The organism is Pseudomonas sp. KH_017, from assembly GCF_057840285.1.
The window spans coordinates 3728634-3741998 of the sequence record NZ_CM174509.1; the positions used below are offsets into that span (position 1 = coordinate 3728634).

Genomic DNA, 13365 nt, shown 5'->3' on the forward strand with positions numbered 1-13365 from the left:
CAAACCCTCATCGGCATCAAAGCGCGCGTGTCGGCAGGCAATCAGCTCAGGCTCGGGAGATTCCAAGGGTGGGGCATGGGTTGAATACACCGGCAAACGTCCGGGCAATCGGGCTCGGTAGATTACAAATGTAGTCGGTTTGCGCGGCGATGAAGGGATTCGTTGATTCAGGCCCGAAAACGTCCATCACGTCCTTCCTGAAAGGGGAAGCCTCGTATGGACGACGTCATGAAAGCGATAAATGAGCTATACCCGCTAACTCCCCCATTGCAGTTCTTCAACTCAGGAGTTTGGCAATGAAGCAAAAAACCTCACTGGTAGTACTCATGGTTGCGGCAAGCCTTTTCGGCTGCACCACTTCATCGACCCACGGCGTGAACGTCAACCTGGTCGCCACCCGGCAAAACGCCGGTCAGATCGGCACCGTCACCTTGACCGACTGGGACAAGAAAACCGGGCTCAGTTTCTTCATCAGCGGTGCTCCAATGGGGGTCACCCTGCCCCTGCGCCTTTACTCGTTCATCAATAATGGCAGCTGCCAGCAACCCGGGTCAGTCGCCTACGCGATGAACGACACCGTCAACACCGAAGCCCAACCCGTACGCGGCTGGTCCTTTACCAGAACCGCGCCTGTGCCGTTGCAAACCCTGCTTGACGGCAAGTATTCGGTGGTCGTGCGAACGGCTTCGACCGATGGCAACGTCGATATCTTTTGCGGGGATATCAAGGCAACAGAGCCGGTGAAATAGCCGCGGCCCTTGCAGGCCAGCCCACGCCCGAGTACCGCTCGCGCCACCGGTTGTCCGGTGCGAGCGGTGGCGTCGGATGGACGGAAACGGGGCCGGCGGCAACAACCGGTAACAAACCTGTCATTACTCACTGATAACGTCCAAGCGCTTTCCCGAACCGCATCCGCTCGATCTCCGATCGCCAGCGCCCTGTACCAGGGCTTTGCCCATCCGCTCAAGGTGACACTTCAGGTGTACGCAAGCACGACGCGCAAGCAAATCATCATCAGGTCCAACGACATGAGCTGCGACGACTTTGGCGCGTTGTTCTCGAACCTGTTCGGCAACCTTTATTCCGACTCTGCACCGCCGCCGAAAAACATCATCATCGGCGGGGTCTACGGCCGGCACGAAGGTGTCAGTTTTCGCCGCATGCACTATCGCGGTGACTTCACGGTGGCTTTCCCCGCCCCCCTTGATGAAATCACCTTTGTCATTTCCACCGCCGGCAAGATCATCTTCAACCACGTTACCGAGTCGGTGGGCTTCGCCCGGATCGGCCTGGCGATCGACAAGGCCGAGGTTCTCTCGGCGCGCTTTGTCGACAATCATGCGCAGCACGGGATTTCGATCAGCCGGGCGCTGATCACCGAACGACTGTCGATGTTGCTGGGTAAGCCGATCCTGCAAAAAATCTGTTTTGAGCCCGTGGTGGATCTGAGCGTACCTGCCTTGCAGGGCATCAAGGCGCTGGTGGACCTGGCCACCGGAACCGAGTTCGACCTGCTGATCAACACCGGTTCGCTGATGCCTTCACGCCTACGCGAAATGCTGGTCGATGCGGTGCTGGAAGCCTGGCCGCACAACTTCACCGAAGCCCTCCGGCGCCCTTCCCCACTGATAGCGCCGCGGCATGTGAAGCTGGCCGTCGAGTACATTCAGGAGCACCCCGACCACCTGGCCAGCGGCACGGAACTGGCGCAGCTGACCAGCGTCAGCCTGCGCGCATTGCAGGAAGGTTTTCAGCGTTTCATGGGCACTTCGATCGTTGCCTATCAGCGCCAGGTACGCCTGGAGCGCGCCTTTGCCGCGCTGTCCCAGGGGGTGTCGCCGTCGGTGACTGACGTGGCCTTGCAACATGGCTTCAGCAATGTCGGGCGGTTTTGCCAGTATTTCCAGAGTGCCTACGGCATCAGCCCCGCAGACGTGAGAAAGGGCCTGCGAACGCGGCCGATGGCGACCAATTGAGAAATTGTGGGAGCGAGCCTGCTCGCGAAGGCGGAGTGACATTCAACATCTACATTGACTGATACGGCCCCTTCGCGGGCAAGCCCGCTCCCACAAGGTTTTGCGCTTGCCACATGATCCGGGCACGACACACAACCTGTGGGAGCGGGCTTGCCCGCGAAGGGGCCGGAAGACTCAACATCAATATTGCCTGTCAGATCACTATCGCGAGCCAGCCCCCACAAATTGCCTTAACTGACCATCAGAACAGATAACTGGCCTTCAGCCCGCCATTGAAGCCGTGGCTGTCGCCGCCACCGCTGGCGCCGATTTCTGCCCCTACGCTCCACGGACCAAGGTTGGCCATGACGTTGACGCCACCGGTGAACTGGTCACGGTTGTCGAAGGCGGCTTGCTGTTCAATGTCCAGGCCCAGCAGTTGCCCTTCGCTGTCGACTTCAGGGTCGCCCAACACATGCTCGTAGCCCACTTGCACGCCCGGCACCACTTGCCAGGCGCCCAGGCCGACAGGTGCAAAGGATGCGTTGAGGTTGGCCACCGCGCTCTTGCGGGTCTGGTGGATGCCGTCGACGTCCAGGGCCAGTTCGCTGCCTTTTTCCTGGAAGCCCGACAGGTTGACGTGGCTGATCCGCACGCCGAGGCTCGGCTCGAGGGTCACGCCGTTCACCGGCACACGGTAACCGAGCGCCAGGGTCGCGCCGGTGAGGTTGCCATGGCTGTCGCCCTTGGCCGTGCCCAGACCGCCGCCGAGTTCGCGCTTGCTCTCGTAATCGAGATAGCCGGCGCTGGCATCGGCATCCACAAACAGGCCACGCTCCAGCCCGTTCGGTGCGAAGCGTGCGCCGACGCTGAAGAAGGTCAGGTCGGTATCGGCCTCGCCACTTGCGCCACCGACATTGCCGCTGCTGTAGCCGAAACCGGCATGGGCGCTGAGCTGTTCGGAAAAGCGCTGGGTCAGGCCAATCATCATGCCCTGGCTATGCTCGTTGCTGCTGGAGGCCTGGGACGAACCGTCGGTGCCCAGATACCCCGCCAGGGCGGTGCTCCACAGGCGATATTGCCCGGCCTTGAGGTCGATGCCGCTGGTGAACGGCGCGGCGGCCTGCTCGATCATCGCGCCCTGGCGCAGCAGGTAGCTCGCAGCGTCGGCATGCACCTGACCGCCGATGGTGGACTCCACGCCCCCGAGGCTGCGGGCATCGATGGCCGACTGCAGGTAGTAGTTGTAGGCGCTGTAGGTGCCCGACAGGTTGCTGTTCTGCAGTTGCTGCAACAACTGCGCGCCGGCCGCGGCGTTGCCGGCCAGGTCCGCCGCGCCCGGCAGGCTGTTGTAGAACACCATCTTGCCGCGCAGCACGTAGATGGTTTCCTGGGACAGGCCGAGGCCTTCCTTGAGGTAGTTGTCCATCGTGCCGTATTGCGCGGTCACCTGGTCCAGGCCGGCTTGCAGGTAACTGGCCTCCACACCGATCAGCGGCCCATAGATGGTCGCCAGGCTCGGTGGCAAGGCCGCCATGGTCGCCTTGATGCGCGCGGCGGTGTAGTCGTTGGTCGCCAGGTAGTTGCTCATGATGGTGGCATCGTCGACCCCGGCGATGCTTTGCAGCACAGCGGCGGTCCAGCCCGTGCGGTCCTTGCCGGCGGTGCAATGGAACAGCGCGGCGCCGTCGACCGTGGCCAGCTCGTTGAACAGCTGGTTGAACTCGCTGCGCATCCCCGGGTTCCGCACGAAATCACGGTTGGTGTCCTGCATCATGGCAGTGGCTTCGGCGGCACTGTGGAACGCGATATTGGTGATGTTCGCGCCAGACGTGGAACCGCCGATGATGTCGATGTTGGTGTACGTCGCACCCGTGGGCATCGTGTCGGGCGTGGCGGCGATCTCGCTGGGCGTGCGCAGGTCGTAGACCGCCTTGATACCCAGGCCGTTGAGGGTCGCCAGATCCGCCGCCGACGGCGTCAGCGCGTTGGAGCGGTAAAACACCCCGCCACGCATGGTGCCGTCGTTGGCCGTGGTATACGCGGTGGTGAGACCGGCGACATCACGGAAGTTGTCGATGCTCTTCAGGCGTGGGGTGTTGAGGGGGACAGTCTCGGCAGCCTGGGCGGCAGCGATGGACAGGCTCAAAACAGACAGCGAACACACAAGTCGTTGGAACACAGTGCAGCCTCATTGAAATCGCGTTGGGCTGACTAATATCTACATTGAATTGGCGCTGAACATGACAAATCGCCGGCAAACGCAAATCACTGCGCGATGTGTCCAGGTGGCTCGTTTTCTGTCCGTGTAATGCCCGTTGTGCGACCAACCTGGGGGCAGGTTGTGAGTGATGGCTGGCGGGGAACGAGATGCGAGGTGGTCGGCGATCAATTTCCAGGCATAAAAAACCCGCCTTGCAGCGGGTTTTTTGCTTTTCAGAAACTGATCTGTCGCCGCGAACTCAATGGGTTTTTTTCGAGGTCGACAGCCCGGCCTTACTCAAGCCTTTGGTGTTGTGTTCACCCGGCGTCGAGGCCGAAATGGCCCTGGCCTTGGCGATGCCGCGAGTATCCTTGGAGTGGGCGATGCCTGAGGTCGTGGTGCCATGACCGTTGTCATCGTTGCGCGCACTACCGTAGTGGTTCCCGCTCAGGCCATGGTCGCGTACGGATTTGCCCGCATGGTCGCTGTCCAGCCCGTTGCCGCGGCCGTTACTGCCGGAGTGGCCTGAACCGGCGTGTCCGCCACCCATGCCGCCGCCGTGGCCTGCGCCATTTCCGCCACCATTACCACCGCCGTTGCCGCCACCGCCACCGTTTCCACCGCCGCCACCGCCGCCACCATCCTTCGCGTATGCGGAACCCATGATCGACAGGCCATCAGGGAGTAACGGGGCGGCTGCAAGCATCATGGCGCATGACATTACAGCAACGAGACTCTTGTTTTTAAAAAGCATGATTGCTTCCGTAGGAGGTTGATATCGCGTGACGTATGACGCGATATCCCTCCAACAGTTCAAGTACCACGACAAACGGATTGAACACCTTGAATCAGCGGGAAGGCTACCTTCCACAGGTTAATCAAACGCACCGTCAAGAATTTCATAGACAAGCCCGGTGGCCAGCGCAACCAGGATCAGGTCCGTGCCGACTTGCTGCCATTCGTAGCCATCGTAGTGGGGCAGCCTGCCGACCAGTCGGCCATCCAGTTTTTTGGCGATGCCGGGTGGAAGCGGCTTGCCTCGGGCAAGATTCTTTTGAATACCCGGTGGCAAATCGGGCCCGGGGCTCCAGTAGCCCGTATTCACGCCAATGATCTCGAGCACGCTGCTCCGGTTGATGCTCGGGCCATTGCTCCAGTCCCCGCCGCCGGAATTCTTGTTCTTGTTGCCATGACCGCCCTGGTTGCCATGGTTGACCTTCCCGCTACCCTGGCCGTTACCGGGATCGGCCAGGGCCGTCACCGAGCCGTAGACCAGAGTCAAACAGGTAACAGCTGCAATCAATGATCGAGTCCTGAACATGATTCATTCCTTCGTCGTGGGGAATACTCACTGAAATTTAGACTTTATAGACGAAGTTGGTTCCATCAAGTCACCAACCGCCAAACTGTCTACACTCATCCGATCGAAGCCTTGCAGGCGTTTGCCGAAGGATGGGGCTTGTCGATTATATGCACTCACTGCGCCTCCTCATCGCACATCCCTGACACCTGCACTGATCAGCGGCTGAGACACACAAAAGCGGTTTTTGAAAAACCTCTAAAAAATTCATCTCCCCGGCCGATTCATTTAGACTCGACCGTTGGCTCATAAGGCCAGGCCCTGCCCTGTAACGGATATCCAAGACAGCTTTTCATGAAAAAAATAATCAGTTATTTGCGAAATAGTTACTGGAAAAGATGGATTCGCAAACACAAATGCAAAGTGGCGGGCGGTTTATTGTCGCTGCACAAAAGAACGACACTGACCATAGAAGAAGGCGTGACGCTTGGGCAGGTGGTCATAGAGTCGAAAAAGCTGGAAATCGGTGCGCATACCTATATCCGCAGTGACTGTTTCCTTTCGGCGGTCTCATCCATTGGCAGGTTTTGTTCCATCAGTAGCAGCTGTTTTATCGGCCAACAAAAGAGCTCGCATCCGTTGGACTGGCTCAGTTCACATCCCTTTCAATATACCGACACCGCGCTGGTTTACGACCCGGAGGTTGCGGACATCACGATTGGGCATGACGTCTGGATCGGCCATAGCGCGATGATCCTGGAAGGCGTGACCATCGGCACCGGCGCTGTCATCGCAACCCGTGCCCTGGTTACCCATGACGTACCACCGTACGCCATTGTTGCCGGCACCCCGGCAAAAATTGTCAAGTATCGGCACACACCCGAGTTGATTGAGGCGTTGATCAGCAGCAAGTGGTGGGACGTTGATGTCGAGGTACTCAAGACATTACCGCTCAATGATCCGCAAGCCACTTTGGCGCTGTTGGCCACCCTGCAGAAAGAAAACCGCGCCGACTACCAACAGATCGAGATAACCCGCAAAGGGTGCAGTGTTTCGTCTTGAGCCGCGGGAATGACCAACACTGCACATTCAAGATGCCTGGCAGTCACCAGATTCGAATGATAAAAAACCCGCATCGGATGCGGGTTTTAACGACTGGTTCCTGATGAACCTTGCCCGCAAAGCGGTTATCAGAAGTTCGCCGGTGTGTTGGCGCTGATGATTTCCGCCTCATCCGCCCCGATATTGCGAAACCGATGCGGCAAGGTCGTCGGGAAGTAATAGCCATCCCCGGCGTTGAGCACACTCACTTGGCCATCCACGGTCAATTCCACGGTGCCACGTGTCACCAACCCACACTCCTCGCCTTCGGAATGCACGATCGGCTCTTCACCGGAGCTTGCGCCCGGTGCGTATTGCTCGCGCAGCAAGCGCATCTGCCGGCTTGGCACGGACGCGCCGATCAGCAGCAGGCGCAAGCCATGGCGGCCAAGGTCGGGCTGTTCGTTGGCGCGGAAGACGTACTGGTGTTCGCGCGGTGGCTGATCGAAGGTGAAGAAGTCGGCCAGGGACATGGGGATGCCCTCCAGCAATTTCTTCAGGGAGCTGACGGAAGGACTGACCCGATTCTGTTCGATCAGGGAGATGGTTGCATTGGTGACGCCGCTACGCCGGGCCAGCTCGCGCTGGGACATTTTGTAGCTTTCGCGTACTAATTTGAGTCGTGAGCCCGTGTCCATGACAGCCTTATGTGCCAACCCGTAGGAGCGAGCTTACTCGCGATTGCGATCTGACCTTCAACATTGATGTCGACTGAACCAACGCTTTCGCGAGCAGGCTCGCTCCTACAGGGATAATGGATGGGTGGAGTGCAGGCGCGAATCACGCCGTTTTCCGGTCCCAGAAACGTGAAAGGCGGCTATTAAATCACGTTTGTTCGTAATGCTCAGCAGGTTCGATAAACGGCAGAAGAAAACAACCTGTTGGTGATATTTCTGAGTTAAGACACAAGACCTGTGGGAGCGGGCTTGCTCGCGAAAGCGGCGGGTCAGGCGACATCTATGGTGACTGATATGGCCTCTTCGCGAGCAAGCCCGCTCCCACAGGTGGTTTGCGGTGTTGCTGATGTAAAAAACCGGCGGCCAGCTTTTGGGAGGCAGCCGCCGGCGAGGTAAAGCTTAGATGCCGAAACGGTCACGCAGCGAGTAGTACACGGCGCCCAGGGCGGTCAACGGGGCCGAGAAGGTGCGCCCGCCGATCATTGGCATGTGCGGCAGCGAGGCAAACGCGTCGAAGCGCTCGGCGTCGCCACGGATCATTTCCGAGATCAGTTTGCCGGCCAGGTGCGAGCAAGTGACACCGTGGCCGCTGTAGCCCTGCATGTAGTAGGCGTTCTTCTCGATACGGCCGAATTGCGGCATGCGCGACATGGTCAGCAGGAAGTTGCCGGTCCAGCGGTAGTCGATCTTCACGTCCTTCAATTGCGGGAAGGTCTTGAGGATTTTCGGGCGGATCAGTTGTTCGATGTCGTCCGGTTCGCGTGCGCCGTAGACCACGCCACCGCCGTAGAGCAGGCGGTTGTCGGCGGTCAGGCGGTAGTAGTCGAGCAGGTAGTTGCAGTCTTCGACGCAGTAGTTGTTCTTGATCAGGCTGCGGGCCTGCTTTTCCGACAACGGCTCGGTGACGACGATCTGCGAACCGCACGGCATGCTCTTGCTGGTCACGCGGTTGTCCAGACCCTGCGGCAGGTAGGCGTTACCGGCGATCAGCAGGTACTTGGCCTTCACCACGCCTTTTGCAGTGCGCACAGTGATCGGCTCGCCGTAGGTGATTTCCACCGCTGCCGATTGCTCGTAGATCTTGCCGCCCAGGCCGATGATGGCCGAAGCCTCGCCGAGTGCCAGGTTCAGCGGGTGAATGTGGCCGCCCTGCATGTCCAGCAGGCCGCCGACGTAGGCATCGGAACCCACTTCGCGCTTGATGTCGGCCGCGTCGAGCATTTTCAGGTTCTTGTTGCCGTAGCGCTCCCAGCTCTTCTTCTGCTCGGCCAGGCCATTGAGTTGTTTATTGTTCATCGCCGCGAAGATGCCGCCGGGGCGGTAGTCGCACTGGATGTCGTAGTGCTGTATGCGCTGACGAATGATGTCGGCGCCTTCGAAAATCATGCTGCCGAGGATTTCGGCGGTCTTGTCGCCGTAACGCTCTTCGATGACATCGACGTCGCGGCTATAGGAGTTGACCAGTTGGCCGCCGTTGCGACCGCTGGCGCCGAAGCCGACCTTGGCCGCTTCGAGCACGGTCACGCTGTAGCCTGCTTCGGCGAGGAACAGGGCCGAGGACAGGCCGGTGTAGCCGGCGCCGATCACGCAGACGTCGCAGTCCACCGCGCCTTCCAGCACCGGGAAATCGCCGGTGAAGTTGCGCGTGGCTGCGTAGTAGCTATTCACATGTGCTTGCTTCATACATTTCTCCGAGGGTCGCCGACAGCGTGTCGGCGGCCGTCGCTTTAAAGGTGTTAGAGCTTGATCCAGGTCGCCTTGAGTTCGGTGTACTTGTCGAACGCGTGCAGCGATTTGTCCCGACCGTTACCCGACTGCTTGAACCCGCCGAACGGCGCGGTCATGTCGCCGCCGTCGTACTGGTTGACCCAGACGCTGCCGGCACGCAGGCCGCGGGCGAAGGTGTGGGCCTTGCTCAGGTTGCTGGTCCATACACCGGCGGCCAGGCCGAAGATGCTGTCGTTGGCAATCGCCAGGGCTTCATCGAAGGTGTCGAAGGTGATGACCGACAGCACCGGGCCGAAGATTTCTTCCCGGGCGATGGTCATGGCGTTGGTCACACCGTCGAAAATCGTCGGTTCCACGTACTGGCCACCGGTGTCTTCGAGGGTGCGACTGCCGCCGGCGATCAGTTCGGCGCCCTGCTCTTTACCGATGCCGATGTAGCGCAGCACGTTGTCCAGTTGACGCTGGTCGACGACCGCACCAACGGTGGTCGCAGGATCCAGCGCGTGGCCCGGCTTCCAGGCTTGCAGGGCTTCCACCAGCAATGGAATGAACTGCTCGCGGATCGAACGCTCCACCAGCAGGCGCGAACCGGCGGTGCAGACTTCGCCCTGGTTGAAGGCGATACCGCTGGCGGCTGCCTGTGCCGCCGCGCGCAGATCCGGCGCGTCGGCGAACACCACGTTCGGGCTCTTGCCCCCGGCTTCGGCCCAAACGCGTTTCATGTTGCTCTGCCCGGCGTAGATCATCAGCTGCTTGGCGATCGCCGTGGAGCCGGTGAAGGCCAGCACGTCGACGTCCATGTGCAACGCCAGCGCCTTGCCCACGGTGTGGCCGTAGCCCGGCAGGACGTTGAACACACCTTTCGGGATGCCGGCATCGAGTGCCAGCTGCGCGATGCGGATCGCCGTCAGCGGGGATTTTTCCGAAGGCTTGAGGATGAACGAGTTGCCCATCGCCAGGGCTGGGGCGAATTTCCAGCTGGCCATGATCAGCGGGAAGTTCCACGGTACGATGGCCGCGACCACGCCGACCGCTTCGCGCGTCACTAGACCAAGCTGATCCTGGGGGGTGGCGGCGACTTCGTCGTAGATCTTGTCGATGGCTTCGGCGGTCCAGCGGATCGCGTTGGCGGTCGCCGGAATGTCGATGCTCATGGAGTCGCTGATCGGCTTGCCCATGTCGAGGGTTTCGAGCAGGGCCAGCTCTTGCTGGTTGGCCAGGATCAGATCGGCGAAACGGATCAGGATGCGCTTGCGCTCGGCCGGTGCCAGGTTAGCCCAGACGCCGGATTCGAACGTGCGGCGCGCCACGGCGACTGCTGCATTGGCGTCGGCTTCGTCGGTGCTGGCGACGTTCGCCAGGAAACGACCGTCCACGGGGCTAATGCATTCGAATGTCGCGCCGCTGGCGGCTGCGCAGTACTGGCCGTCAATGAATGCGCGACCTTCGATGGTTAGGGACTGGAAGCGTTGCTCCCAATCGCTGCGAGTGTTTGTCATGGTTGTGACTCGACGCAGGGGAATAGGTGATCGTCGGGCTGAAGCCCGTCAGTTCAAGTTCTGAAATGCAATCCCTGTGGGAGCGGGCTTGCTCCGGGCGGCGTTCCGACGAAGGCGTCGGCACATTCAATATTGATGTCACCTGACACACCGCTTTCGCGAGCAAGCCCGCTCCCACATTTGATTGTGTTGAGCCGACCAATCAGACGGTGTGCAAGTACCAGTTGTACTCAAGGTCCGAGATGGAGTTCTCGAACTCGGCCAGCTCGCTTTCCTTGCACGCCACGAACACGTCGATGTACATCGGGTCGATGTAGCGCGCCATGACTTCGCTGTCGTCCAGCTCGCGCAGTGCGTCGCGCAGGTTGTTCGGCAGGCTCTGCTCGTTCTGCTCGTAGCTGTTGCCTTCCACCGGGGCGCCCGGCTCGATCTGGTTGGTCAGGCCGTGGTGCACGCCTGCCAATACCGACGCCATCAGCAGGTACGGGTTGGCATCGGCGCCCGCTACGCGGTGTTCGATTCGCACCGAGTCTGGCGAACCGGTCGGCACACGTACCGCTACGGTGCGGTTGTCGATACCCCAGCTTGGCGAGTTCGGCACATAGAACTGTGCGCCGAAACGACGGTAGGAGTTGACGTTCGGGCAAAGGAACGCCATCTGCGCCGGCAGGGTCTCGAGCACACCGCCGATCGCGTGTCGCAGCGCGGCGTTCTGCTCGGGATCCTCGCTGGCAAAGATGTTGTTGCCTTCTTTGTCGAGAATCGAAATGTGCACGTGCAGACCGTTACCTGCCTGGCCCGGATACGGCTTGGCCATGAAGGTGGTGTCCATCTCGTGGTCGTAGGCGATGTTCTTCACCAGACGCTTGAGTAGAACCGCGTAGTCGCACGCCTTTATAGGGTCAGCCACGTGATGCAGGTTGACTTCGAATTGCGCCGGGGCGCTTTCCTTGACGATGGCGTCAGCCGGGATGCCCTGCTCTTTCGCGCCTTCGAGGATGTCTTGCAGGCAGTCGACGTATTCGTCGAGGTCGTCGATCAGGTACACCTGGGTCGACATCGGACGCTTGCCGGATACCGGCGAACGTGGCGATTGCGGACGACCGTTCACGTTGTCCTGGTCGATCAGGTAGAACTCCAGTTCGAACGCGGCGCAGATGGTCAGGCCCATGTCGTCGAACTTGCGCACGACATTGGCCAGCACTTCACGCGGGTCGGCGAAGAATGGCTGGCCTTCGAGTTCGTGCATGGTCATCAGCAGTTGCGCAGTCGGGCGCTTCTGCCAGGGTTCGATGCTCAGGGTGCCCGGGATTGGGTAGCAGATCCGGTCGGAGTCGCCGATGTCCAGACCCAGGCCGGTGCTTTCCACCGTGGAGCCATTGATGTCCAGAGCAAACAGAGACGCCGGCAGGTTGATGCCTTTCTCGTAAACCTTATGAAGACTGGTGCGCTCGATGCGCTTGCCGCGCACCACACCGTTCATATCCGCAATCAGAAGGTCGACGTACAAAACCTCAGGATATTTCTTAAGGAATGCGTTTGCTTCGTTGAGTTGAACGGTACGCAGAGGGACCGACATGATGCACCTATTTTTTACTGTTAATTATTATGTTCACCGCCCTTTCACGAGCCCAGTCAATCCGAAAGGCAAAGTGAAGTCAATAGCGAACACTTGGCCTTTCAGCGTTTATTTTCGGGCCTCTCAGGGGGACGGGAGTGCCAGATATGCCCTCAAACACGCGTAAACCCTGAAGATCGGACGTGTGGCGTTTAGAATTTTTTACATGAGAGTTGTTAATTAAAATCAACAAGGCTAAGCTCCAGAAAAGCTCGTTCAAGTGTGAAACTTCGAGGTGATAAAAATGGCATTCAAGCCATTGATCGGCGTTACTGCATGCGTCAAACAGATTGGCCTGCACCCCTACCACATCAGCGGTGACAAGTACTTGCGTGCTGTCAGCGTTGCCGCGCTGGGGCTGCCTGTCGTTATTCCTTCCTTAGGCGACCTGACCGACATCGATGACCTGCTGCCGCAGCTCGACGGTCTGTTGCTGACCGGCTCGCCTTCGAACGTGGAACCCTTCCACTATCAAGGCCCCGACAGCGCCCCCGGCACGGATCATGATCCGGCACGGGATGCCACCACCCTTCCCCTGATCCGCGCCGCTATTGCAGCGGGCGTTCCGGTGCTCGGCATCTGCCGTGGCTTCCAGGAAATGAACGTGGCGTTCGGTGGCAGCCTGCATCAGAAGGTCCATGAACTGCCTGGTTTCCTTGATCATCGCGAGGCCGACCACCCGGACCTGGCCGTGCAATACGCACCCGCCCATGGGGTGAATGTGCAGCCGGGCGGTGTGTTCGAAGCGCTGGACCTGCCTGCGGTGTTCCAGGTCAACTCGATTCACAGCCAAGGCATCGACCGCCTCGCGCCCGGCCTGCGCGCCGAAGCCGTCGCGCCCGATGGCCTGATCGAGGCGATCTCCGTCGAGCACAGCAAGGCCTTTGCCCTCGGCGTGCAATGGCACCCGGAATGGCAGGTGCTGAACAACCCGCCTTATCTGAGTATTTTCCAGGCGTTCGGCGAAGCCTGCCGGCAACGGGCGGCACTGCGTCACTCGAGCTGACGACCTGATACCCACATTCAACGATTGACTGCCCAACGCGAGCGGGCAGGCGCTTGTGCGTGCCCCGCTCGCGAAAACAACACACTGCAATAACAACAAGTAGGACCAGGCAGCCAGGATGGCGGCGCCGAATAAACCCGGCCGGAATGCAATGCCGGTCAACCTGATACAGCCCCATGTGGGAGCGCGCTTGCTCACGAAGGCGGCGACACAGTCAATACAGATGTCGCCTGACACACCGCTTTCGCGAGCAAGCCCGCTCCCACAGGGTCCTGCGT

11 protein-coding genes are annotated in these 13365 nt (G+C 60.0%); 4 read left to right on the forward strand and 7 right to left on the reverse strand.

Translation table 11 applies throughout. The features are described 5' to 3' along the window. Window positions 1-296: 296 nt before the first annotated feature. Both AC3IT6_RS16945 and AC3IT6_RS16950 read left to right on the forward strand, forming a co-directional pair. A complete protein-coding gene (locus AC3IT6_RS16945; RefSeq protein WP_489351314.1) occupies window positions 297-749 on the forward strand; it encodes a hypothetical protein in 453 nt (150 codons plus the stop codon). Between the two features lie 279 nt (window positions 750-1028). Further along, window positions 1029-1976: a helix-turn-helix transcriptional regulator gene (locus tag AC3IT6_RS16950; RefSeq protein ID WP_489351316.1), complete on the forward strand. Its 948-nt coding sequence runs from the start codon at window positions 1029-1031 to the stop codon at window positions 1974-1976. A 241-nt stretch (window positions 1977-2217) separates the two neighbouring features. Here the strand turns inward: AC3IT6_RS16950 and AC3IT6_RS16955 are convergent, their stop codons facing one another. The 3 genes from AC3IT6_RS16955 to AC3IT6_RS16965 form a co-directional block, all read right to left on the reverse strand. Beyond that, window positions 2218-4137, reverse strand: coding sequence for a tyrosine-protein phosphatase (locus tag AC3IT6_RS16955; protein WP_489351318.1), 1920 nt, complete (start codon window positions 4135-4137; stop codon window positions 2218-2220). 280 nt (window positions 4138-4417) lie between these two features. Further along, a complete protein-coding gene (locus AC3IT6_RS16960; protein WP_489351320.1) occupies window positions 4418-4912 on the reverse strand; it encodes a hypothetical protein in 495 nt (164 codons plus the stop codon). Window positions 4913-5032: 120 nt separating this feature from the next. Next, complete coding sequence (locus tag AC3IT6_RS16965) at window positions 5033-5479, reverse strand: anti-virulence regulator CigR family protein (protein WP_489351322.1); 447 nt, start codon at window positions 5477-5479, stop codon at window positions 5033-5035. A 333-nt stretch (window positions 5480-5812) separates the two neighbouring features. Here AC3IT6_RS16965 and AC3IT6_RS16970 point away from each other — a divergent pair, with 333 nt between their 5' ends. Next, on the forward strand, window positions 5813-6520 hold the full coding sequence (locus tag AC3IT6_RS16970; RefSeq protein ID WP_489351324.1) for a CatB-related O-acetyltransferase: 708 nt from the start codon (window positions 5813-5815) through the stop codon (window positions 6518-6520). Between the two features lie 128 nt (window positions 6521-6648). Here the strand turns inward: AC3IT6_RS16970 and AC3IT6_RS16975 are convergent, their stop codons facing one another. The 4 genes from AC3IT6_RS16975 to AC3IT6_RS16990 all read right to left on the reverse strand — a co-directional run bounded on the left by AC3IT6_RS16975 (window position 6649) and on the right by AC3IT6_RS16990 (window position 12042). Then, complete coding sequence (locus AC3IT6_RS16975) at window positions 6649-7197, reverse strand: cupin domain-containing protein (RefSeq protein WP_046042404.1); 549 nt, start codon at window positions 7195-7197, stop codon at window positions 6649-6651. A 438-nt stretch (window positions 7198-7635) separates the two neighbouring features. Then, complete coding sequence (locus tag AC3IT6_RS16980; RefSeq protein ID WP_489351326.1) at window positions 7636-8919, reverse strand: NAD(P)/FAD-dependent oxidoreductase; 1284 nt, start codon at window positions 8917-8919, stop codon at window positions 7636-7638. 53 nt (window positions 8920-8972) lie between these two features. Next, window positions 8973-10463, reverse strand: a complete 1491-nt coding sequence (locus tag AC3IT6_RS16985; RefSeq protein ID WP_489351328.1) for an aldehyde dehydrogenase — start codon at window positions 10461-10463, stop codon at window positions 8973-8975. A gap of 202 nt (window positions 10464-10665) precedes the next feature. Further along, complete coding sequence (locus AC3IT6_RS16990; protein WP_489351330.1) at window positions 10666-12042, reverse strand: glutamine synthetase family protein; 1377 nt, start codon at window positions 12040-12042, stop codon at window positions 10666-10668. Window positions 12043-12325: 283 nt separating this feature from the next. On the opposite strand from AC3IT6_RS16990, the gene AC3IT6_RS16995 reads away from it, so the two are divergent. Next, window positions 12326-13087, forward strand: a complete 762-nt coding sequence (locus AC3IT6_RS16995; protein ID WP_489351332.1) for a gamma-glutamyl-gamma-aminobutyrate hydrolase family protein — start codon at window positions 12326-12328, stop codon at window positions 13085-13087. Window positions 13088-13365: the final 278 nt, after the last annotated feature.

What these genes read in the sequence shown, in the direction of transcription:
- AC3IT6_RS16950 (WP_489351316.1), top strand. Translation starts at nt 1,029, where the DNA reads ATGAGCTGCGACGACTTTGGCGCGTTGTTCTCGAACCTGTTCGGCAAC.
- AC3IT6_RS16975 (WP_046042404.1), bottom strand. Translation starts at nt 7,197, where the DNA reads ATGGACACGGGCTCACGACTCAAATTAGTACGCGAAAGCTACAAAATG.
- AC3IT6_RS16960 (WP_489351320.1), bottom strand. Translation starts at nt 4,912, where the DNA reads ATGCTTTTTAAAAACAAGAGTCTCGTTGCTGTAATGTCATGCGCCATG.
- AC3IT6_RS16990 (WP_489351330.1), bottom strand. Translation starts at nt 12,042, where the DNA reads ATGTCGGTCCCTCTGCGTACCGTTCAACTCAACGAAGCAAACGCATTC.
- AC3IT6_RS16985 (WP_489351328.1), bottom strand. Translation starts at nt 10,463, where the DNA reads ATGACAAACACTCGCAGCGATTGGGAGCAACGCTTCCAGTCCCTAACC.
- AC3IT6_RS16970 (WP_489351324.1), top strand. Translation starts at nt 5,813, where the DNA reads ATGAAAAAAATAATCAGTTATTTGCGAAATAGTTACTGGAAAAGATGG.
- AC3IT6_RS16945 (WP_489351314.1), top strand. Translation starts at nt 297, where the DNA reads ATGAAGCAAAAAACCTCACTGGTAGTACTCATGGTTGCGGCAAGCCTT.
- AC3IT6_RS16965 (WP_489351322.1), bottom strand. Translation starts at nt 5,479, where the DNA reads ATGTTCAGGACTCGATCATTGATTGCAGCTGTTACCTGTTTGACTCTG.
- AC3IT6_RS16980 (WP_489351326.1), bottom strand. Translation starts at nt 8,919, where the DNA reads ATGAAGCAAGCACATGTGAATAGCTACTACGCAGCCACGCGCAACTTC.
- AC3IT6_RS16995 (WP_489351332.1), top strand. Translation starts at nt 12,326, where the DNA reads ATGGCATTCAAGCCATTGATCGGCGTTACTGCATGCGTCAAACAGATT.